Annotated in this window: 19 protein-coding genes and 2 pseudogenes; 4 read left to right on the plus strand and 17 right to left on the minus strand. The window is 59.3% G+C overall.

The features are described from left to right. Window positions 1–628 (minus strand): 2-dehydro-3-deoxygalactonokinase (locus tag ACT3UA_RS09270; protein ID WP_444616080.1); only part of this gene is annotated, 628 nt, incomplete at its 3' end. 150 nt (window positions 629–778) lie between these two features. Here ACT3UA_RS09270 and ACT3UA_RS09275 point away from each other — a divergent pair. Together ACT3UA_RS09275 and ACT3UA_RS09280 are read left to right on the plus strand one after the other, a co-directional pair. Beyond that, window positions 779–1,576: an IclR family transcriptional regulator gene (locus ACT3UA_RS09275; RefSeq protein ID WP_287041613.1), complete on the plus strand. Its 798-nt coding sequence runs from the start codon at window positions 779–781 to the stop codon at window positions 1,574–1,576. Window positions 1,577–1,617: 41 nt separating this feature from the next. Continuing rightward, window positions 1,618–2,465, plus strand: a pseudogene (locus ACT3UA_RS09280) (ISL3 family transposase); the annotation flags it as partial. Between the two features lie 510 nt (window positions 2,466–2,975). Here the strand turns inward: ACT3UA_RS09280 and ACT3UA_RS09285 are convergent. Next, window positions 2,976–3,422: an SRPBCC family protein gene (locus ACT3UA_RS09285; protein WP_444616082.1), complete on the minus strand. Its 447-nt coding sequence runs from the start codon at window positions 3,420–3,422 to the stop codon at window positions 2,976–2,978. A 106-nt stretch (window positions 3,423–3,528) separates the two neighbouring features. Here ACT3UA_RS09285 and ACT3UA_RS09290 point away from each other — a divergent pair, with 106 nt between their 5' ends. Then, on the plus strand, window positions 3,529–5,196 hold the full coding sequence (locus ACT3UA_RS09290; RefSeq protein WP_444616084.1) for an alkaline phosphatase D family protein: 1,668 nt from the start codon (window positions 3,529–3,531) through the stop codon (window positions 5,194–5,196). A 40-nt stretch (window positions 5,197–5,236) separates the two neighbouring features. On the opposite strand, the pseudogene ACT3UA_RS09295 reads toward ACT3UA_RS09290, so the two are convergent. From ACT3UA_RS09295 to ACT3UA_RS09345, 11 genes and pseudogenes are all read right to left on the minus strand, one after another. Continuing rightward, window positions 5,237–5,602: pseudogene (locus ACT3UA_RS09295) on the minus strand (transposase); the annotation flags it as partial. Between the two features lie 249 nt (window positions 5,603–5,851). Then, window positions 5,852–6,820, minus strand: coding sequence for a LysR family transcriptional regulator (locus ACT3UA_RS09300; RefSeq protein WP_444616086.1), 969 nt, complete (start codon window positions 6,818–6,820; stop codon window positions 5,852–5,854). Further along, window positions 6,817–7,182 (minus strand): SDR family oxidoreductase, encoded by a 366-nt coding sequence (locus ACT3UA_RS09305; RefSeq protein WP_444616088.1) that lies wholly within the window; start codon window positions 7,180–7,182, stop codon window positions 6,817–6,819. The genes ACT3UA_RS09300 and ACT3UA_RS09305 overlap by 4 nt, the downstream gene beginning before the upstream one ends. 69 nt (window positions 7,183–7,251) lie before the next feature. Further along, window positions 7,252–8,247 carry a fumarylacetoacetate hydrolase family protein gene (locus ACT3UA_RS09310; RefSeq protein ID WP_444616090.1) on the minus strand — a complete coding sequence of 332 codons (996 nt, stop codon included), beginning with the start codon at window positions 8,245–8,247 and terminating at the stop codon, window positions 7,252–7,254. Beyond that, a complete protein-coding gene (locus tag ACT3UA_RS09315; protein ID WP_444616092.1) occupies window positions 8,247–9,314 on the minus strand; it encodes an amidohydrolase family protein in 1,068 nt (355 codons plus the stop codon). The genes ACT3UA_RS09310 and ACT3UA_RS09315 overlap by 1 nt, the downstream gene beginning before the upstream one ends. Next, on the minus strand, window positions 9,311–10,435 hold the full coding sequence (locus ACT3UA_RS09320; RefSeq protein WP_444616094.1) for an FAD-dependent monooxygenase: 1,125 nt from the start codon (window positions 10,433–10,435) through the stop codon (window positions 9,311–9,313). The genes ACT3UA_RS09315 and ACT3UA_RS09320 overlap by 4 nt, the downstream gene beginning before the upstream one ends. A gap of 36 nt (window positions 10,436–10,471) precedes the next feature. Further along, on the minus strand, window positions 10,472–11,455 hold the full coding sequence (locus ACT3UA_RS09325) for a cyclase family protein (RefSeq protein ID WP_444616096.1): 984 nt from the start codon (window positions 11,453–11,455) through the stop codon (window positions 10,472–10,474). Further along, window positions 11,452–12,390, minus strand: a complete 939-nt coding sequence (locus tag ACT3UA_RS09330) for a fumarylacetoacetate hydrolase family protein (RefSeq protein ID WP_444616098.1) — start codon at window positions 12,388–12,390, stop codon at window positions 11,452–11,454. The genes ACT3UA_RS09325 and ACT3UA_RS09330 overlap by 4 nt, the downstream gene beginning before the upstream one ends. Before the next feature lie 4 nt (window positions 12,391–12,394). Continuing rightward, a complete protein-coding gene (locus ACT3UA_RS09335; RefSeq protein WP_444616100.1) occupies window positions 12,395–13,414 on the minus strand; it encodes a VOC family protein in 1,020 nt (339 codons plus the stop codon). A gap of 154 nt (window positions 13,415–13,568) precedes the next feature. Continuing rightward, entirely contained in the window at window positions 13,569–15,179 is a 1,611-nt protein-coding gene (locus ACT3UA_RS09340) for a GMC oxidoreductase (protein WP_444616102.1), read from the minus strand. A gap of 13 nt (window positions 15,180–15,192) precedes the next feature. Beyond that, window positions 15,193–16,680 carry an MFS transporter gene (locus ACT3UA_RS09345; protein ID WP_444616104.1) on the minus strand — a complete coding sequence of 496 codons (1,488 nt, stop codon included), beginning with the start codon at window positions 16,678–16,680 and terminating at the stop codon, window positions 15,193–15,195. A 433-nt stretch (window positions 16,681–17,113) separates the two neighbouring features. Here ACT3UA_RS09345 and ACT3UA_RS09350 point away from each other — a divergent pair, with 433 nt between their 5' ends. Next, a complete protein-coding gene (locus ACT3UA_RS09350) occupies window positions 17,114–18,328 on the plus strand; it encodes an ROK family protein (protein ID WP_444616106.1) in 1,215 nt (404 codons plus the stop codon). An 87-nt stretch (window positions 18,329–18,415) separates the two neighbouring features. On the opposite strand, the gene ACT3UA_RS09355 is transcribed toward ACT3UA_RS09350, so the two are convergent. From ACT3UA_RS09355 to ACT3UA_RS09370, 4 genes are read right to left on the minus strand one after another with little or no spacing between them, the layout of a single operon-like run. Continuing rightward, window positions 18,416–19,420: a sugar phosphate isomerase/epimerase family protein gene (locus ACT3UA_RS09355; RefSeq protein ID WP_444616108.1), complete on the minus strand. Its 1,005-nt coding sequence runs from the start codon at window positions 19,418–19,420 to the stop codon at window positions 18,416–18,418. Window positions 19,421–19,429: 9 nt separating this feature from the next. Then, on the minus strand, window positions 19,430–20,590 hold the full coding sequence (locus ACT3UA_RS09360; protein WP_444616111.1) for a Gfo/Idh/MocA family protein: 1,161 nt from the start codon (window positions 20,588–20,590) through the stop codon (window positions 19,430–19,432). After that, the gene (locus ACT3UA_RS09365) at window positions 20,587–20,985 is read right to left on the minus strand and encodes a C-glycoside deglycosidase beta subunit domain-containing protein (protein ID WP_444616113.1); all 399 of its coding nucleotides are present in this window, start codon (window positions 20,983–20,985) and stop codon (window positions 20,587–20,589) included. Before ACT3UA_RS09365 ends, ACT3UA_RS09360 begins: the two co-directional genes overlap by 4 nt. 34 nt (window positions 20,986–21,019) lie before the next feature. Further along, window positions 21,020–22,045 (minus strand): sugar phosphate isomerase/epimerase family protein, encoded by a 1,026-nt coding sequence (locus ACT3UA_RS09370; protein WP_444616115.1) that lies wholly within the window; start codon window positions 22,043–22,045, stop codon window positions 21,020–21,022.

Raw genomic sequence — 22,045 nt, forward strand, 5'->3', positions numbered from 1 at the left:
CCGATGGTGCTGGCTCGATGAGCTTGGAGAGGATGGACTGGGTGCTGAGCAGTGCAAACGTCTCACCTGTCATGGAAGTGCAGAATTCGGTAATCGTGCGTCCGGAGACCTTGACCCATTTGGAGTGCGTCCCCGGGAGCAGGAACAGCTGCTCTTCGGAGTCATCTGCGTTCAGGGCGGCAAGATCAATGGCACCGAGGATTTGAGTTTCTTCGCCCCGCATGACGTCTGGAAGTTCTTTGAGGTCCAAGACGCCGGGGATGATCTGCATCGTTCGGCCCGGAGCGATCTCCACTGATGCCAACTCGAATTCTGGATCAGCCAAATTGGCTGGAACTGGTCGGTAGGCCGCTTCGGTCCAGCCCTGCTGACTGCCCACCATTCCGCAGGCGATCACGGGGACATTCTCGAAGTTATCCAGCCAATCGCCGCACAGTTCGGTCAGCGTCGCCTTGAAGGCCTCATCGAGGGACTGGGTCTCGGCTTGCGCCTTCGAGGCCACTTGCATGATGCCAAGAGCTGCACTGCGTTCCGCCACGATGTGGCCATCGGCGCCCATGAGGTAGGCGCGTGCGGACGTAGTTCCCCAGTCCAAGGCGATCAACTGGGCTTCGGCGATGTTTGTCATAACTCCTGTTTTCATTTCATGGACTGCACAAGATCGTTCAGCTGTGCTCCCCTTCACATCTGAATAGTGTCGGAGGTATCCCAATAGTTCAAAAGGCGTTGTATATAGTGGGATGAAATACTCTGATCTTTTCATACTAAGGGACACGTCATGACCATGAATCCCGAACCCACCACAGACGATTCAATTGACGCTCCTCCTCCGGGCACGCTCACACTTGCTCGCGGACTGGAGATTCTGCGCGCTGTTGGCCGCGGTGCGACGAATCTGAATGAAGTGGCAGCCGCAGCCAATATCGGAAAGAGCGCTGCGCAACGCATGGTGAAGCTCCTGGTGCAGCGCGGATTCCTGCGCAGCACCCATGGCACCGATTTCAGCCTGGGTCCGGCACTGATCGAGCTGGGTTTCCATGCCCTCTATCAAAGCCCGGTCCCTGTTATTGCGAAACCCATTTTGGAAGAGCTCGCCCGCAAGTACCAGGACACGGTGCATCTAGCGGTGGAAGACGAAGCGCAGGTGCTTTATGTCGACAAAGTCCCCGGAACTCGCGGCGCACAAATGCGCTCACGAGTCGGACAGCGCATGCCTCTAAGCCGCACCGGCATCGGCAAAGCGCTCCTGCTTGATACTCCCCTGCGCTGGGAATCCACCTTTGATTCCGAGTCGCCTGTAGAACAGGCCTCGCATCAAACCAAGGAGGCGTTCCTGTCCAGGATGAAAGCCTACGCAAAAGAAGGCATCGCCTTGGATCTGGAAGACAATGAGCCTGGCATCCGATGCGTCGCCGCACCGATCCGCGACGGCAGTGGCCAGATCATCGCCGCCATCAGCATGTCTGCCACTAATCCCTACATGCCTGACGAGCGGATGAAAGCGCTCAAGTCCGTGATGGGATCTACCGCCACGCAAATTTCGCGCAAGTTGGGCTACTCGGGCAAGACCTTCTAGGACGCTTCGCATTTAGAGCGCGAAACGGCAGTCCATACCTAGATGTGGACCGGATGTCCCTCCGCCTATTCGACATCGACAAGCACCGATTCCGCGAAGTCCGCCACGCTTGGGACAGGACTAGGAAAGTCGTGCGGATTGAGCCCTGGTCGATCGTGGTTACTGATCTGGATAACGGAAAGAACTTGGATACCGTGGACGGTCGCCGTGGCACCGCAGTGAAACGATGGTAGAAATCCCGGCCACGGTATTGGTATCAAAGTGTGCAGTACGTCGCAATCTACAAGTCATCGGAATTCTGCAAGGCGGTGCGAGATAATCTGCCGAAGGCTAAGGTCAGCGTGGATCATTTCCACGTGATTCAGCGGGCGACTCTGATGATCATGCAGGTCCGCCGGCGCAGCTCCCACGAAGTGCACGAGCGTCGCGGCCGGGCGGCTGATCCGGCCTTACAAGTACCGGCAGCTGCTGAGCTGCAACTAGGAGAACCTGTCGATCGAGCAGGTTGAACGATTGAAGGTGATCATGGAACTGACGCGGAATTCGGGGTGATTCATGCGAACAAGGAGCGCGTGCGGCAACTGTTGAAAGCCGCGGATACCCATGAATTCCAATCCAGATGGGCGGTGCAGGAGAAATCCCTGATAACAACAAAATGGTTGAGGTGAAGTCGATGTACCGCACATTCGCTGCGTGGAGGAGTGAGGTTTTGGTGTTCAGCCGAACGAGGCTGACGAACGCCAGGAATGAGGAAGCGAATCTGACAGCGAAGAACCTGAAACGGATTGGTCGGGGTTATAGGAATCATGGGCATTATCGGCTTCGGATATTGTTATACACGGCAGGGTTGCGGCCCTGCCGAGCACTCTGCACCACGCTTAACTTTTAAGAGCCCGTGAAGACCTTTCTTGTGGCGCCCGGCCGACAAGCACCCCGGCCAGGAACGCCACCGCGCTCATGTACCAGTTATTCGTCGCCGCCAGGTTGATCCCGGGGGTTAGCACCACCATCGCCGCATCTCAGAGCCTGCACCCAGCAATCCGGACCGCCACCTACAAGAAGTTCAGATCGAAGAATGCCAGCGCCCAGTCGAATTCGGTTCCCGTGGTGGCGGACGCGTTCTCGGCGAACCTGCAAGCGTCGAAGAGCGCGGTCCAGTCCGAACAGCAAGGTTCAGGTGTAGGCGTTCTTGAAAGCGACGGCCACCAGTGCGACCACCACGTTGAGGAGCACCAGCACTCTCTCGATGGTGAGGAAGTCCGGGTAGATCCGCCCCGGATTGCTGTGTTTTCCCAGCGGACCGCCGATGAGCTCGGTGAATTAGCGCAAGAACGCGTCGCTGCGGCTGGGCACGGTGTTTTGCCTCGTCATCGACGAGTTACTCAGGGCAATGGGCCCCTTACTCGGTGGCCTCGGGGAACTGCGCGGCCAGCCGTTCCAGGGTGCGTTCCATATTGGGCCCGGTGCTCCGGGTGAAGCCCATCAGCCGCAGCAGCCATTGGTGCCGCACCCGGCTCGCGTCCCAGGTTTCGCTGACCATTGTCCCTGACCCGACAGCTTCCAGCTCGTAGCGCCACCGATGCCCGCTAAAGTGCCGCCAGGCGATCTGCCGGTCTTGCTCGAATTCCACCACGGTATTGCTGATCCGGTACGGGACCCCCAGGCGCATCTGCATGCCGAACTCGCTGCCCAGGGTGAGTTTGCTTCCCTTCGCGTTTGAGGCCCGCACCGTTCCGGAGCCGTCGATGACCGGGTGCATGGCGGGATCCCTGAGCAGTTCGAAGATCTCTGAAGGCGCGGCAGCCACGAGGCGGCGGCGGGTTTGCAGAAACGGGGATTCACTCATCAGCCCATCCTAGGCATCATCTGCTCCCGTGCCCGGCAGCCGGGCCTATCCCCAACGATGTTGTTGTGCCATTCTTGGTTGACCTGAACATCAGGAAAGGAAATCGATGAGCCAGCGAAGCGATCAGGACCTTTTACTTGGCCCGATGCTCCGCCACGTGGATGCCACCTCCGCCAGTATCTGGGTGGAGACAGCCCGGCCTGGCACCGTCGAGGTCCGTTGCGGTGAAGACACCTGGCGTGCGCCGACTTTTGCTGCCCACGGCCACCACTATGCGTTAGTTGAGGTGAGCGGGCTGGAGGTTGGAAGCGTTTATCCCTACAACGTGCATCTCCAGGGGAGCGCTGTCTGGCCGCGCGAGGACGGCTTCCCCGAATCGATCATCGCCACCATCGACCCCGCCAAGAATCCACGGCTGGCCTTCGGGTCCTGCCGCACCAGCATTCCGCACGACGCGGCCGGCAACCGCAAGCACGGAGTTGACGCGATGCGCGCCTATGCCCTGTCCATGGCGGGCCCGGCGCACGGACCGTGGCCGGATCTGATGCTCTTCCTCGGGGATCAGGTTTATGCGGACTCCACCAGTGACCAGATGCGCGAGTTCATCCGCAGCCGGCGCGATATCAGGGACGAACCCGGGGCGGAGCTGAAGGACTTCGAGGAATACGCCCACCTGTACCGGTTGGCTTGGTCGGACCCGGCCAACCGCTGGCTTCTTTCCACCCTGCCCAGCGCCATGATCTTCGACGACCACGACATCCGCGACGATTGGAACTCCTCGCTGCGTTGGAAACAGGACATGGAGCAGAGAAGCTGGTGGCACCAACGCATTGTTGCGGGTCTCGGCTCGTATTGGATCTATCAGCACCTGGGCAACCTCTCCCCCGAGGGGCGGGCTGCAGATCCACTGTGGCAACGCATCGCGGCCCACACCGGCCCCGAAGAACTGGATATCACTGCCGACTTGGACCGGTTCGCCGAGCGCGTCGATGCCGCACCGGAAGAATACAGCTTCAGCTACTGCCGCGATTGGGATACGGTGCGGCTGATCGTGGTGGACTCACGTGCCGCCCGGAGCCTTGACCCCGAAGCGCGTGCCCTGCTCGATCCACCGGAAAGTGCGTGGCTCGACGAGCACATGCAAGGCGGATTCCGCCACCTGCTGGTCGCTACCTCACTGCCCTTCCTGCTGCCCATGGGCCTGCATCACGTGGAAGCGTGGAACGAGGTCTGCTCCTCCGGGGAACGCGGCCCGGCCCGGGCGTGGCTGGGCGAACGACTGCGCCGGGCCGTGGACCTTGAACATTGGGCCGCGTTCCAAAAAAGCTTCCAGGATGTGGCCCGGTGGGCCACCGAGGTCGCCGATGGCAAGCGCGGCCCCGCCCCGCAGACGGTCACGTTCCTCTCCGGAGACGTGCACTTCTCCTACGTCTCCGAAGTCGAAGGAGAGAACGGGAGCAGGATCCTGCAAGCTGTGTGTTCGCCCATCCGCAACCCACTGCCCCGGTTGATGCGCTACTTTGCCGCGGCCTTGGCCTTGGGGCCGGCCGTCCCGTTCGGGGCTTGGATGGCGCGCAGGGCACGTGTGCCGGACCTGCCCTTTCGCTGGGACGGCATCAAGGGGCCTTGGTTCGATAACAACCTGGCTATCCTTCAGGACACCGAGGACGGGCTGGTGATCAGCTGGGTCACGGGGGTGGTTGAGCACGGAGACCATCTGCACCCGAGGTTGGAAACCGTCGAGGTGGCAGCGATCGAACCGCGCGAGGGTTGACGCGACCGTCAGGCATCGAGGGATGCCCCTATGTCAAAAGTCAAGCACTTTTCAGCTCCGGAACGTCATAAGGTGAGCCGTCTCGGATCATGGCGAACAGGACGTTGAGCCGTCGGTGAGCCAGCGCGATGAGTGCTTGGTTGTGGCGTTTGCCTTGGGCTGGTTTCCGATCACAATATTCCCGACTGGTTGGATCGAAACGGATGGACGCGAACGCCGAGAGGAAGAGCGCCCGTTTCAATCGTTTGCTACCTGAATGACTGACGCGCTCAGACCTGATGGAAGTCCCCGACTGGCGTGTGGTCGGCGCCAATCCAGCGTAGGAAGCCAACACCGCAGCGCTAGCGAAGCTTTTGCCGGAGATCTCAGCGATGATGATCGCAGCGGTCCTGACAACGACCCCGGGCTTAGCCGGGTTAGCTCCTCGTCACGGGTGCCTTTCGCCGGTTTAAGATCTGGATGCATCCGATTGTTCAGCTGCTTGGTGTCCGGAACTTGAATGAAGAGCAGAAGTTGTTGCCCGAAGTGGCTTGGAATAACGAACTGATCAAACAGAAAACTGAGGAAAAGATGTTGGTCTAAGACTTAGAGGTCTCACTTGACTTGAAAATCTCGTCTAGCCAGCATTACACTTTGACACCATTACCCACAACTATTAATCTAAATACGAGTTATCACGGGTGGTCGCATGACGCACTTCAGGAGTTAAAGTCTCTAGTATCTCATGGAGTTTCCCGCATGCGCGTTGCACTACCGACCTGAGCCAGGAATTGGCCGGATCATCATCACGGCTTGTATGCCAGAACATGGCTTCCACCAGCGCAGCTTCATTCTCCACAGGGAAATCCACAATCGCCATGTTCGTTCCCCTCGAATACTTGTAGGCCAACATTCGCGGCACCAAGGCGACAAGATCCGTTCCCTCGACTAGTAGCGGCAAGGAAAGTAAGCCTTGTACACGCGCGGCAATCACAGGGTTTTGCCCCAAAACGTCCCAGAATTGGTCACCGGGTGTCCGGATGTCCGTGCCAAAATAGCCCACCGCTTGTGGGAGTTTGGCTAGGTCCAGGGCGCTGAGGTCCGGCTTGTCCAGTACCGGGTTATCGGCATCTAAAACTGCCACGAAACTATCGCGGAAAACCGGTTTACCATGCCCGGGCAGATCATAACCCATGGGCCCAACAATCAGATCCCACCGTCCGTCGTTACCGTGATCCCAGGAGGTCGCCGAAGTTGGTGTAATTTCCACGGAGACCGCCGGCGCTTCAACACGCAAAATCGCGCGCAAGGGTTCAACTAGCATCGCTGCCACATAGTCGGAAGCAACAATCACGAATTTTCGATCACTCGTGGCAGGGTTGAACTGGCTTTTGATTGTCGATACCCGGTCAATCGCGTGCATGGCCGATTCCACCAAGGGTTGCAGGTCCTGAGCCAGCGGGGTGAGTTCGTAGTTACGCCCGGAACGGATCAACAACTCATCATCGAAGTAGCGGCGCAGTCGGGACAAGGCGGCGCTGGTGGCCGGTTGGCTCAGTCCCAAAAAATCCGCTGCCCGCGTGACATTACGCATTCTCAGCAGGCTTTGCAGCGCTGGCAACAGATTTATATCAAGATTCTTCATGGTGTCAGCTTAGACTTTACTTCCCTCGCATTGTCGGTTTCACTAGCGTCGAGGTGATTTCGGTGGCGAACGAGGTGAACTGTTAGAGCCCACACCTGTTCGTTTGAGCGCATCCGAGACGGATTTGGCTCCGCCGCGAGCGAGTTGTCCCCGTCTACGGGGATTTCCGCACCGTTGACAAAAGATGACAGCTCGCTGATCAAAAACACCACCACGTTGGCCACATCCTCGCTCCGACCTGCACGACCCAGCGTTGTTTCGAGAATTGCCACCTCACGAAAGCTTGGATTTACGCAGGCAATCACGGGCGTCTTGATGAATCCCGGATGAGCCGAATTCGCACGGATCCCGGCCGGGCCCACTGGTCAACGTCGATCAGACTTCAACACTTCCTTGACTCACCACCGCGGTTTTCCCAGCCAGCCGCAGACTCATGTTCGCGGCCGCTGCGCAGCTGAAAGGCGCGGGCGAGGTGTGGCTGGGACCCGGCTGGCCGCCTCGCGGCGCACTCCAACCGTGTTGCTGATCGTTCCGATACCCTCCACACTCATCACCACTGTGTCCTTCGGCTGCAACGGTGGTGGGGTTTGTGCGCCGTTACGTCCCCACAGTTCAGCTAGGCAGCCGCTTCCACAGGTACCAGAGCCCAAGACATCTCCTGGGCGAACCACCGAGTCGGCAGAGGCATAAGCCACCAACTCGGCAAAGGGCCATCCCATATGAGAAAGCAGGTCCAGTCCTAGCTGCTGACCATTAACATTCACCCGCATTTCCAAGGCCAAAAAACCCTCAGCGTCATGGCGGTGCTCAAGTTCGTCCGCAGTCACGATCCACGGTCCCAGTGTGCTGGCAAAATCTTTGCCCTTGCACGGTCCCAAACTGACCTTCATTTCGCGGCGTTGCAGGTCTCGCGCGGACCAGTCGTTAAAGATCGTGTATCCGAAAATATGTTGATGGGCCAGGGCCGCATCAAGGCTTTCCCCATTACTCCCGGGCACGGCCCCGATCACCGCGGCCACCTCAAGTTCAAAATCCAGCTCTTCACAGCCGGCTGGAATCGGGATGATTTCACCGGTACCGCGCACGGTGTGGGGATTGCCGAAGTAAAACGTTGGAGCCTCGAACCACTGGGGAACGACCCCGGCGACGCCGTCCACCGAGATTCGGACTCCTTCAACGTGTTCCTCGAAGGCGACAAAATCACGGATGGTTGGCGGCTGCAGCGGGGCCAGCAGCTGAACCTCATTTAGTCCAACGCTGACGCCGGTCGCGATGGTCTGCGTGGCCAGCTGCACGGTGGCTGCAAGCCCCAGCTCACAGAGGTCTTGAACGCTACCGCCGTTGGGCAGCGCGTAACACCGGTTTTCAGCAACAAAACCACTGTATTCGTTGCCGCTGGCTTCCTTCCAGCGCGCCACAATTGCCATTAGTCTTCGCTCCCTTCCAGGTCCGTGCCCGGAGTTTGAGATAGGGAGCCCAGACCCAGCTCGGCGGCGTTCACCCGCAGGATGGCTTCGCGTTGGGCTTGCCCCAGTTCGGTTTTTTCAAGTTCATCTACCGGGTGATCACTGCCCATATCAAACGGATAATCAGATCCCAGAAGAACTCGATCACTGCCCACGGTTTCGGCGAGTCGGGCAAGTTCTAAGGGGCTGTGTACCAGTGAATCGAACCAGAGGCGGGTGAGATAGGTTGACGGCCGGTGTTCGCAGACCCGGGCCTCGGGGCGGACCTCCCAGGCATGATCTGAACGACCGATAACCTGTGGCAGGTAGCCACCGCCGTGGGCGGCAACCAGCTTTAGCTCCGGGAACCGGTCAAGTACCCCGGCGAAAATGAAGTGGGATAACGCGACCGCATTCTCTGCCGGCTGCGCCACGGTATTGGCCAGGTAAAACTTATCCAGTCTGGCTTCCAGGGGGCATCCGAATGGGTGCAAAAAGATGATCGCACCCAATTCCTGGGCTCGGTTCCAGAAGGGATCCAAGCGTGGATCGGAGAGTTCAACGGTTGCCCCCTGTGGATCCGGTGCGTAGGAACCGATTTCCACTCCGAGCAGACCCCGGGTGAGCATCGCATCCTCCAGGGCCGCCACCATCAGCTCCGTGTGTTGCAGGGGTGCCAGCCCCAGCCCATGAAATCTACTCGGAGCCCGTTCGATGTATTCGCGCACCAGCCGATTGGCTTCTTGAAACAACGTGGTCGCAAGCTGCACGTTGGCGAATGCATAAAAGTGTGAGGGTGAGGGTGAAATGATTTGCACCTCCACCCTGCTCTTGTCCATGTGTTCCAGTCGCGCTGACAGGTCGGTGAGCAGCGGCCAGCGTTCACGGATCATCAGCCCAGAATTCTGCTGGGATGCTGCACCGTTGCGCAACAGGTCAGTTTGTTGCTGTTCGGCCAATCCCTCCGGGTGGTGTTCCTTGACCAGCGCTTCTAGCTGCGGGAGCAGCACATGGGCGTGAACGTCAATGATTGGCTGATTCTCGCTCATGCCGGCACCACCAGTCGCGAGGCCAGGCCACCCATTAGACCCGGGACATCCGCGTTCTTTTCGCCTTCCAAAAGCCACTGGCCCAGCTGCACCGAAGCCTTAACCACCGCACTGGCTCGTTCAACACGTCGGGTGTAGAACTGTTCCCACAGCTGGTTGTCTACCGCGTCGGCGCCAATCAACAGTTCGGCCAGGACGGCGGCGTCTTCCAGGGCCATCGCCGCACCCTGGGCGATGGTTGGAGGGCAGGAATGTGCTGCGTCACCAATGATGACGGTATGGCCACGGTGCCAATCCCCGTCCACCACATGCTGGGTGAAGTGGGTGTAGTTCACCGGTGCGCCGTCGATCAGAGATTGCTGGATTTCATTCCACGGACCACCATAGTTGGCGGCAAGTTCGGCCATGATCGTGGCGTCTTTCTGATCATGACGGTCCTGGGCCCGCTCCACCAGGTAGGCGTACATATCCTGCTGCCCGGTGGGGCAGTATCCAGCGATGAAGCAGCTTCCGCCATAGGTCAGGTCGGTTCGAACGACCTCGGCCGGTCGCGGAACAAATGCACGCCAGATCCCCATTCCGGTAGATTGCGGTTCAGCGGTGATCCCGATGGCCCGACGCACGGTGGAATGAATTCCATCGGCACCAACCAACAGGTCGTATTCCTTGACTGCTCCGTCTTCGGTGGTCAATCGCGCCCCGTGACCGAGCTCTTGAACAGTATTCACAGTCTGGCCGTAGCTGATCACTACACCGGCGGCGAGTGCCCGCTCGCGCATGATGGCGGCCAGCTTCGGGCGGTACATCCCGAAGGTTGCCGGAAGTTCCGGCCCTCCGGTATGCACATCATCGAGTATGGCCAGCACCGTTCCCTCGGGGTTCGGTGCACGCAGTCCTAAGTCGTTGAAGGCGTAGCCGTGTTCAGAGATTTCCTCCCACAAACCCAACTGGCGCAGGATTCGCAACGCGTTGCCTTGCAGGGTAATCCCGGACCCCAGGGTGGATGGGGCCTCGGATTTCTCCAGAATTTCGGTCTTAATTCCCGCGTCAGCCAAGAACGTTGCGAGTGCCAGCCCGGCAGCGCCGGCGCCGACGATACCAACGGTAGATACTGCGGCCATCTGATTTTCTCCTTTGTTGTTCTGGGGGACCGTTGCCTATTTGATGGCGAGCGGGTTAACCGGCGAGCCTACGGCTCCGACGATATGCAGTGGTGCGGCACTGAGCATGAACTCATAAACTCCATCGTTGGCGCAGTGTTCCGCCAATACATCCGGATCCCACATTTCTCCCAAGAAAAGACCCATGTTGGGGATCGCCACCTGATGCAGGGGCTGGAAGGCCCCCTCAAATTCATTGGGTCGGACTTCGAAACCCCAGGTGTCGGTTGCTACCCCGGCAATCTCATTGCGATGCAGCCAGCCGGCGGTCCCGAAAGACAATCCTGGGGCCGCCCCACCGGCATAATCCTGCCAGCCTTCGCGTTTGGCCCGGGTGTACTGCCCGGTACGGATGACTACAATATCCCCGCTGCTCACCTGTGAGGTGGCACCCTGAGCGTGCATGGTTTGTTCAAGGTGTTCCTCGGTGATGGCAAAACCATCGGGCAGCTCCCCGTTGACCCCAAAAACCCGGCCAACATCGAGCAACACCCCTCTGGTCACAATCTGGGAGGCGGCGGTTTCAATTCCCGTGACCTGATCCCCCTCGGAGGTCACCACACGACTGGCGGGGCGGCCATTCCAGGCCTTGCCTCGGTCAAAAATATGGCCCAAGCCGTCCCACTGGGTTGAACACTGCAGGGGCATCGAGATCACATCATCGGCGCCCCCGAAACCGTGAGGGAAGCCCTGCATGCCATACTCGGCCTCTACCCCGGTATCGGTCATGGTGTGTACCGGGTTGGTGCGCCGGCGCCACCCTTTCTGCGGCCCTTCGGAGCTGAATGGCTGCGAGAGTGAAAAGGTGGTGCCGCGGCGTACCAGGGAAGCTGCCTGAACACGTTTGGCTTCGGTGATGAAATTCAGGGTACCCAGCACATCATCCTCACCCCAGCGCCCCCAGTTACGGTAACGCTGTGCTGCCTGGGCGATGGCTTGCTCCGGGGCGGCACCTACCCATGTGTGGGTTTCGGTGCTCATACCCGGACCTCGTCCCGGCACGCCACCGTTTGGGTTCCCAATGCGGTGATACTGCCTTCCATCAAATCCCCATCACGCAGCAAACGTCCCCAGTGCGCTCCGTTCCCGGCCGGCGAACCGGTCAAAACGAGGTCCCCTGGCAGCAATGGCATATTCCACGAGGCATGGGAAACTAGTTGGGCAACGTTGAAGATCATGTCGGATGTAGATTCGTGCTGCATCACTTGCCCGTTCAGCTTCAGCGTCACGGTCAGCTGCTGCGGGTCCGAAATGAACTTCGAAGGAACCAACAGCGGCCCGGTAGGGAAGAATCCCGGCGCATTTTTTGCGCGGTACCAATCCGAGCCGATGGCGGGCATGTCCTGACGGAAAACGAGGTCACGGGTGGTGATGTCGTTAACCATCGTGTACCCAAAAACGTGTTCCAGGGCTTCTTCAACGCTGACCCGATAGGTGTACTTTCCGATAACCGCTGCGAGTTCCAGCTCCCAGTCGTGGGACTGGCTGTAGTAAGGCAGCGAAAGCTCATCGTTCGGGGCGGCCATTGCACTGGGCAGGCCGATGAAGAAGTAGGGCAAACCCTCCTGGGAGCGCTTGTCCATCATCCGTGCGGTTTGTTCACGGACTTCTTCCTCACTCTGGTCTTCGGTTTTGTGAGAGACCGCCAGATCAATGACGTGGGTACGGTAGTTGGCACCGGCCTGGATGATTTGTTGCGGTTGCACCGGGGAAAGCAGTCTAACCTCGTTCACGTTGATCGAGTCCGCGGTGGACGCGTCGGCAATCAGGTGCTCAATCTTTTCTTCCCACGCAGCCCAGTTCTCCACCAGGTCGTTGATCTGGGGCGGCACTGGGTGAACATGTCCATCGACCAGCACACCAGCCTGTTCGACTTCCGAGCCGGGCTGGGTGAAGCGGATCAGCGAGTACGTCATCTGCTTAGCCTCGTCCCTGCTCGGCGTATGGGTTCAGCAACGCGGCCTTCATTTCTTCCGAGGCGCCCTCTTCGGTGGCGGTCAGACCGTCGGCCGGCGGGAAGGACTCGGTCATCGAATGTGGCATCGCACCGTTGCGGTAGAAGTTGTTTGAGCCCGCAGATGGGGTCCAGGTGTTGGCTTCCCAGTCCGGGACGTAATTGCGGTAGCCGCCGGAGTTCAGTTCCACACGCAGCCCGCTTGGTTCGCGGAAGTACAGGAAGTTCTGTTCGCCGATGCCGTGGATGGATGGCCCGTATTCCATCGGGGTTCCGTTCTCCATCATCACATCAGCGGTGCGCAGCAGGTCTTCGTGAGTGTCGACCCAGAAGGCAATGTGGTTCACACGTCCGGGGGTCTCGGAGGTATCAAGCACCACACCGAGGTCGTGCGACTTTTCGTTGGTGGTCAAGACCGAGAAAACGGTGATTGGCGCTTCGTCGAGTTCGGTGAACGCCATGATGCGGAAATCAAGTGCCTTGTTGTACCAGTCGGCGAAGCCGCGCACGTCCGAGCTGGCGACGGTGACGTGATCCAGGAACCGTGGGGCGGCAGCGTGGCTACTGCGCTTCTCCGGACGGTCTGGGTAGGTCGAAGCGAATTCTTCCTCAGCGTTAAAACGCTCCACATCGTAGGTCAACCGCATGTGGTGGCCGTAAGGGCCGGTGAATTCATAGGCCCGCCCGTATCCCAGGCCGCCTTCGCTCCAGACTCCCTGCACACCATTGGCTTCAACCTGTGCTGCCGCAGCTTCCAGGGCCGCCGGGCTGTTTGTACGCCAGGCCATCCGAGCCAACGAGGCGTCCTCGCCCGGAACAACCACCAGGCTGTAGCGGTAGTAGTCACCCCAGCAACGCAGGTAGATCTTGCCCTCAGCACGTTCGACAATGCGCATACCGAACTTTTCCTCGTAGAAGACCGCCGAGGCTTCGACATCCGGGCTGGTAATTTCCAAGTGGGCAAGATGAGATAGTGGACGTTCCATGGTTATGCCTTTCGAGTTAATGCAGCGCCAAATTGTGAGCTACAACACCAGTGTGGTCCAGTTCAAGTATTCGCGGAACAGAGTTCTGTATATGCTTGATATTTGCTTAACAAATACCTTCGGTGCCCACAAATGAGCGGGCACCGGTACCCAGCTACACCGCGGTGACCGTATCGGACGCCGAGCTCAGCTCAGGGTTGGCCGCCAGATCATCGGCTAGCTGGCGGGCACCACGGACCGCAATGGCCACACTCATCAGCGTCGGGTTCATGGCCGTGGCCGTGGGAATCAGTGCATTGCCGCCGACCACTAGATTCAAATGCTCCCACACCCGAGAATAGGGATCTGCGACACTGGTACCGTCATTGTGTTCGCCCATACGCATAGTGCCCTGATAGTGGAGGCTAGACCCGTTGGGCATGAGCCGCGGTTCGGCGACAAATGCACCAAGCGCTTCGCCGGCTCGTCGCAACCGTAGAGTTGCCTGCTCAATTTCGGCTTCTTCCACCGCTGTGAGGGCGTAGTCGATTCGCATGGCGGGCAACCCGCGATAGTCCGGCTCTCTGTCATCAAAACTCACCGCATCCTCAAACCGCGGTTGCTTGCGCATGCCGTAGCCCATGTTGACGTAACCCCAGCGGTTATTCGCGTGTTCGGCCCCTGTATCCATGGGAAAAGGGGTGGATTCGGTGTACATCACCTGGACTGAGAAGGGGTGTCCGGGTTCAGAGAACGGAATACGATTCACCGCCGCCACCGGATCCGCCGGGTTCAGCGCCCGGCGGGCAAGCTCGGCTTTGAGATCTTCCGCGGTAGCAAAACGCTCCATCTTTATGGCATCCAGGGCCACGGTGGAGATGACCACCGGATGTTCGGTCAAATAGTGCCCCAGGGCTGCAGGACGGACCCCCGAGGCCCAGAGCAATTGCGGGGAGCGGAATGCATCAGCGGCCACCACCACCGCATCGGCGGCGAAGAATGAGTTCTGCCCGTTGCGCAGATCCTTGTAGCTCACCCCGGTGGCACGCTGCCCGTCCAGCTCAACACGCAGCACTAAGCTCAGGTCGCGCAGTTCGAAGCGCGAAGCCTGTTCACTTCCCGGGGTGATCAACGGCCCGAGCACCACATCAGCACCGGCCCAGCGGATCGACCCGTCCGGTTGCGGGTCGCCGGCCACCGGCAAGGTACCTACCCCATACCCTTCGGGCAGCTCAGCGCCAAATTCTTCGTCCAGCAGGCTACGGATCGCTTCCCCCACCGCCGAGTCGGCAAAGGCCGCACTTTGCACATGCAGCAGGTTCTTGGCCTTCACCATCAAGGAATCCCATTCATCCTCCGGAATAAAGGGGATCTTCTCGCTAAACGCGGGCTCGGGGGTGGCACAGGTCCAGTGAGCACCTTGACCACCAACATTGGTTGCCGCCGCGGCGGCCGGGAAACTGGCCGCGTGGGCCGAGCCTGGGCCACCGAAGTCCAGGAGGTGCGTTCCCTGTCGGGCGGTGAACATGCCTTCGGTAACGGTGGCCTCCGGGATGCCCAAGGATGCGCGATACGCTCCGGCCTGCGGGCCCTGGGACTTCTCGCGAGCTTGAGCCTTGGCCGCGGGGTCTTCGATATTGCGTACACTTTCACCGGGAATCTCGGTGAGTTGCGGGCCGGCTTCAAACATCACTACCCGCGCGTCGGGATGCTGCTCAATGAGCACCCGGGCGTAAGCCGAGCCGATGGGTCCGCTGCCAACAATGGCGATGGTGGGTTGAGACATAAGATTCTCCTTTTTAGGATCCGGTAGTGACGGGTTGCGCGGTTTCAAGGGGAGCACCGGCGGGAGCGTTGCTCAGCCGGCCGCGGGGTAGGCAAAGTGCGGCTATGATTCCCACGACGTACGCGATGGCTAGTGCCGTGAAGACGGGGGTGAATACCGAATTGTAGATCTCGGCCACTTCTGCTTGCACCGCAGCCGGGGCAGCATGGACCTGTTGCGGGGTGAGCGTGGCCGCATCCAACCCCACCGGCAGCAACCCGGCGACTCCGGCGGCAATACTCACGCCGATCACCGCAGTGGCCACCGTGGAACCGATTTGTCGCACGAGGTTGATCGTTGCGGTGATAGTTCCGGTTTGCCGCACTGGCACCGCACCTTGCACTAGGGCCACAATCAGGTTCATAAACGAACCGGTACCGATCCCCACCACGGCCATAATGGCCATGGGGACCCACAGTGGTTGCCCCACCGGAAGCAGAGCCATGGCGAATAGTCCGGCGGCGCCCAACGCGGTGCCAATGACCGGGAACATCCAGTAACCGCCAGTGCGGCTGGCCCACCATCCGGTGAACAGGTTGCTGCAGAGCATACCGAAAACGGTGGCAATCGGAACCAACCCAGAGACCGTGACGCTGGTCTGATAGGCCATTTGAACATAGGTCGGCAGGTAGGCGGTGATCGAGAACAATCCCACGCCGATAATGGCAGAGAGCGCAGTTCCGGCAGCGATGGTTCGATTGCCAAAAACCTTGAGCGGGATCATGGGCTCAGGCGCGCGGGTTTCGATCCACAAGAACAGTAAGAAACCGAGCAGGCTAACCGACAGGATCGCGACCGTCGAGATCGAGGCTCCGCGGTCACTGGCCCAGGTAATTCCGAGGATCAGTGCTACCAGACTGATCGTGAAGACTCCGGCTCCGGCAAGGTCAAAACCACGTGGCGCGGAATTGCCCTCCAGTCGCGGCAGGGCAAACAAGGCCAGCACCAGGGCGACCACTCCGAGGGGGATGTTGATCCAGAAGACCCACTGCCAGCCCCAATGATCGGTGATGATCCCTCCAAGCAAGGGTCCCACCAAGATTGCGACCGGGAACGCGGCACCGATCATCGCCATGTAGCGCGGACGTTCGCGTTGGGTGGTCACTCGCGCAATGATGGTCTGCGACATCAGCTGCAGCCCCGCGGCGCTCATCCCCTGAACTACACGGGCGGCGATTAGCCAACTAAAGTCGGCAGCGAACCCACAGCATAGGGAAGCGAGAAGGAAAACGGTCAGGGATCCAAGGAAGATCTTGCGTGGTCCAAGGATGTCGTCCAGTTTACCGAGTACCGGCAGGAGAACCGTGCTGGCCAACGTATAGCCAACAACGATCCAGCTCATGTATTGAAGTGCACCGAGCTCACCGGCAATGGTGGCCAACGAGGTGGAGACCACCGTGTGGTCCATGGCGCCGAGAAACGAGACGGTGAGTAGACAGGTGACCAGCAGCCTGAGCCTCAAGGGTGAAAGTTTCATAGTTATCTGCCCGATCGATCGGGTCGTCTACGCGACAGAATGTGCTTGCACCGATTTCTCCCGGCGCAAACGGGCCAGCGGGCCCCTACGTCATCTCTAGGATATCCTGACTTAAGTCTAAAAACAACGAAAGTTTGAAGCTTTCCAACCTTATGGTTCCCAGAGCGGTGAGTCTAGCTACTTGCATTGACATGTTTTTCAGGCATCTTGAAGAGGAGGTAGTGTTCGACATTAGGTGAGCTCACGGCGTGCTTAGCCGTCGATCACGCAAGATGACTCTATAGGTTTGTAAAACGCATAAGTTGTGTTGTTTTCAACATTAGTTCGCCCGGCATCCTGTCATTTCGCTTAAGATATGCAAGAATTATCAGTTATGGCAACAATGTCGACGCTCCACTTCGGAGCCCAAACAGACGAAGTGACGAGCCTTCTGCGGATCGTCAACCTCGTACGCACCGGGGAAGCAACAACCCGACCGGAAATCGGCAAGGTGACCGGGCTAGGCCGCGGCGTCGTCAGCCAACGCATCGATCAGGCAATCCAATACGGTTTCCTCAAAGACAGCGATTTCGCCGCCTCCTCTGGCGGCCGCGCACCGCGCACCTTGAGGTTCCATTCGGAACAAGGTGTGTTGATCATCTGCGCGCTGAGCGCCCAGCGTATCCGCGTTGGCATTACGGACCTCGATGGCAAGCTGCAAAAACATGTCCAACGTAAGTGGGATATCGCGCAGGGACCAGCCAAAACCATTAAGGAACTGTTTAAGCAGATCGACACGATCCTGGACAAGAACGCAGCGCCTGCGGTGTGGGGTGTGGTCATCGGACTTCCAGGACCGGTAGATTTCGCCAGTGGACGCCCGGCCGCGCCCCCTCTTATGCCCGGCTGGAACGGATACGACATCAGGACCCCCTTTGAACAGCGCTTCGAGTCGCCGGTCTGGGTGGATAACGACGTAAACCTGCTGGCATTGGGTGAGCGTGCCCGGCGCCGCGAAGCGAATGTAGATTTAATCTATTGCAAGATCGGTTCCGGCATCGGCGCAGGGTTGCTCTCCCAGGGCTCGATCCATCGTGGCGCGAACGGGGCTGCCGGGGATATCGGACATGTGCGAATCCCGGATTCCACCGCTCCGTGCCGCTGTGGCAAAGTCGGTTGCCTCGAAGCCGTCGGCGGCGGTTGGGCGCTGGTTCGTGACGCCCAGCAGGCAGTTGATGCTGGCAGCGACGGCCCGTTGGCCGCGCTGGCCAAAAAGCAGCCAATCACCTTGGAGGTGATTTCGGTAGCCGCGCAGGCCGGTGATCCACTGGCCATTTCCCTGATTCAGCAATCCGCGATGGTGGCCGGGGAGGCCGTATCCACTTTGGTCAATCTGTTTAACCCAGGGGTGATCGTGTTCGGTGGCGCCATTGCCTCCGTCGGTGAACTGTTCCTCGCCGATGTGCGTCAGCGGATCTATGAACGATCCATTCCGTTAGCCACCCGTGATATCACCATTACGTTATCGGTTAATGACGAACTTGAACCACTGCATGGCGGTGTCGAACTGGCCATCGAGCAGCTCTTCGATGTCACGTTCCCCCGCTGGTTTGCCGACGGTCGGCCCTCCCCGGACCGCAGCACCGTACGCTAAGCGGCAGATCGCGGGCCGAACTGCCACCAGCCAAACAACCCACAAAACCGCACCGGCCATTTCTGCCCGATGCGGTTTTGTGGGTTGTTATTTGGTGCTGAACGCGGCATCAAATGCCGCACTCGATGGCTCATACTTCGATAGCTTCCGCACAAACTCCAACGCTTCTGGGGCTCCGACAAGCCTGTCCATGCCTGCGTCTTCCCATTCCACGGACAGCGGGCCCTGGTAGTTGATCGAATTCAGCATTCGGAACGCATTCTCCCACGGTACGTCTCCATGACCGGTGGAAATAAAATCCCAGCCGCGACGGGGATCGGCCCACGGCAGGTGCGAACCCAAACGCCCGTTGCGTCCGTTGTCCAAACGCATTTTGGTGTCCTTGCAGTGCACGTGATAGATCCGGTCCTGGAAATCCCAGAGGAATCCCACGGGGTCAATGTCCTGCCACACCATATGGCTCGGGTCCCAGTTCAACCCGAACGCCTCGCGGTGCCCGATGGCTTCCAACGCCCGCTGGGTACTCCAGTAGTCATAGGCGATTTCCGAGGGGTGGACCTCGTGGGCGAAACGGACACCTTCCTGGTCAAAAACATCAAGGATCGGATTCCAGCGGTCCGCAAAGTCCTGATAGCCCGCATCGATCATGGAGTCCGACGCAGGTGGGAACATGGCCACATACTTCCAGATGGATGAGCCGGTAAAGCCGGTCACCGTCTGGACATTGAGCCGTGCCGCCAGCCTGGCGGTGTTTTTCAGTTCTTCGGCCGCCCGGCTTCGGACACCCTCCGGGTCCCCGTCGCCCCACACGGAATCTGGGAGCATCTCCCGGTGCCGTTGGTCGATGGGGTCATCACAAACCGCTTGGCCCTTAAGGTGGTTGGAGATGGTCCAGACCTTCAGCCCGTAACGCTCCAGCACCTCCAGTTTTCCGTGAATGTACTGCTCATCGTCCCAGCGGTTGGGATCAAGGTGGTCACCCCAGCAGGCGATCTCCAAACCGTCATAACCCCATTGCCCGGCAAGCTTGGCCACCTGTTCAAACGGAAGATCCGCCCACTGTCCGGTAAAAAGTGTGATGGGTCTAGACATGATTTTCTCCTAAACTACGTGGATCTCGGCCTGGTGCCCGACCGATGTCCAGGCCGAGGCAGTGGCCGCGCTGCGGGTCACCGCGTCAAGCACACGCTGAACCTGCAGACCCTCGGCGAAACTTGAATGCGCCGGGGTTCCGTCATGGATGCTCTCGATCAAGTCCTTGACCTGATGAGAGAAGCCGTGTTCGTATCCGAGCATGTGTCCTGCTGGCCACCAACCCGAAAGGTACGGGTGGACCGGTTCGGTCACCAGGATGTTGCGGAAACCCTGGCGATCTTGCGGATCTTCCCGGTCGAAATACTGCAGGCTATTCAGCTCCTCCAGGTCGAAGGCAAGCGCACCCTTGGACCCGGAGATCTCGATCGATAAGGCGTTCTTCCGCCCAGTAGCAACCCGTGAAGCTTCGAAGGAGGCCAAGGCCCCATTGGAGAGCCGCCCGGTGAACAGCGCCAAGTCATCCACGCTCACCTGACCGAAACCACTGCCGTCGGCATGTGGACGGTGTTCGGTGATGGTCTGCAGCACACCGCTGACCTCTTGGGTGTGCAACCCCGTGGTGAACTGCACTAGGTCGATGGCGTGAGCGCCAATGTCTCCCAAGGCCCCGGAGCCGGCCTGGTCCTGTTGCAAGCGCCAGGACAACGGCGCGGAGGGATCCACCAACCAGTCTTGACGGTAGGAGGCACGAACCTGCTGGATCTCACCGAGCACCCCCTGCTGAATCAGCTGGCGCATGAAGCTGACCGCCGGTACCCGCCGGTAGGTGAATCCGACCATGGTTTGCACCCCGCAGCTTGCCGCACGCTCGGCCGCCGCGGCCATGCGTTCGGCTTGCTCAACGGTATTCGCCAAGGGTTTTTCGCACAGTACGTGTTTGCCCGCTTCGAGAGCGGCAATGGCAATTTCCGCGTGCGAGGCACCCGGGGTGACGATGTCAATGATGTCGATATCGTCGCGTTGGATGACCTCGCGCCAGTTTGTGCTGCTCGATTCCCAACCCCATTTGGCGGCATCCGCCACGAGATTGGCGCTGTTGCGCCCCACCAGCACCGTCATCTGCGGTTTACCGGGCAGATCGAAGACCCGGTGCGCGGTTCGCCACCCCTGGGAGTGTGCCGCTCCCATGAATCCATGGCCAATCATGGCCACTTTTAAGCTGCTCATGAGAGCACCAGCTGGCGCCCAACTGCGACCCGGTTGGTGACATAACGCATTGGGGCGATCTGCATGTACAGCAGACGCATGGTCAGCACCACTTCAACCTCAACCGACTCTCCTTGCGCCGGTGGGTTCTCCAGGCTGATCACCACGTCGGGGCGGTCAGCAACAAACCACAGGGTGTCCCACTGTTCGGGCAGCTCATGGATGCGGTAGCTGGTGCCTTGCAGTTCAAATCGAAGGTTATCGGTGGGTACCGTCACCCCGTTAACACGTGCTTCAACGTTGTCCACCGCAGAGAGCCACAGGCTTCGATACCACGGGAGCTGCACGGAGACCGCCAAGCCCTCGGGGTGCCGGCTGACGTTTGAGTCCTGGAAAAGAGAATTATGAGTTGCCATGGATTTTCCTTATCAATCTGTGCCTTGGGTTGTGTTATGCCGGGACGACGGCGTCTTCGATGGCCTGGCGCATCAGGGTGTGCTGCTTTTTCACCAGGTCGATTGGGTCCGATTCGCCCAGGTCCGCAAAGGCGTGGCCTTCCCATTCACTGGAGAGGAAGCCCTTGTATCCACCCTGTACAAATTGGCGGACAATCCGTGGAATATCCATGGCCGGCTCGTTGCCTTCGTGGTCGATGTCGTAGAACTTGGCATGCACATGGAAGATCTGCGGCATGATATCCAGCCATTCCTCCGGCGGAACCAGCCCATGCATGTTGTAGGCCAGACGTGTGAACGGACCTAACCGCGCCGGATCAAAGTTGTTCGCGATCAGGTAGTCCTCAAATTTCTGGTTGCGCTCCTGCATTGGCAGCGGTTCGCGCCAGATCTGCTGCATGACCTCTAGGTGCTGATCACCAAGGCCCATCTGCCGCAGCGTGCGGAACAGGGTTGGTGACAGCGAGTGCATGGTTGAGCTGAAGTCAGCGGTGAAGCCGAGGCGCTCGCTGTCCAGCTCCTGATACATTTCACGGATCTGCAAGATCTTTGGATCGTTCGGGCCCTGTGGCGCGTGGATCTCATAACCAAGCTTTTGATCGTATTTTTCGGCCAGCGGAAGCAGGCTGCGCAGCAGATCCTTGCCTGCCGAACGAATCACGATGCGGTTAAATCCGAGCTGGTGAGCGGTGTGTAGCTGCGCGGCGAAGAACTCATATTCCTCGTTTGGGGTCATGTCCCGATCTTTGCGCCGCCCCATGTCCAGGTTGGTGCCTACCGCGCTGGGAACCAGCCCGTAACGGTCCATGCTGGTACGCCACAGTTTGATGAAATCATCATCAACGTGCGGGTAGGTACGCAGCATCTGGGCGATGTTAAATTCCACCCCTGGCCCCAGTCCGTGATCCGCTGCCGCCTTGATAAGGGTTTCTTGGTTGTACTGTCCCGCGGCAAATTCCGAGGTTAAAGAGTACAAGGTGATACCAAGCTCAATACCCGAGCCTGCGATGCCTTCAGTCAT

This window comes from Glutamicibacter sp. 363 (assembly GCF_052379505.1).
Classification (GTDB): domain Bacteria; phylum Actinomycetota; class Actinomycetes; order Actinomycetales; family Micrococcaceae; genus Glutamicibacter.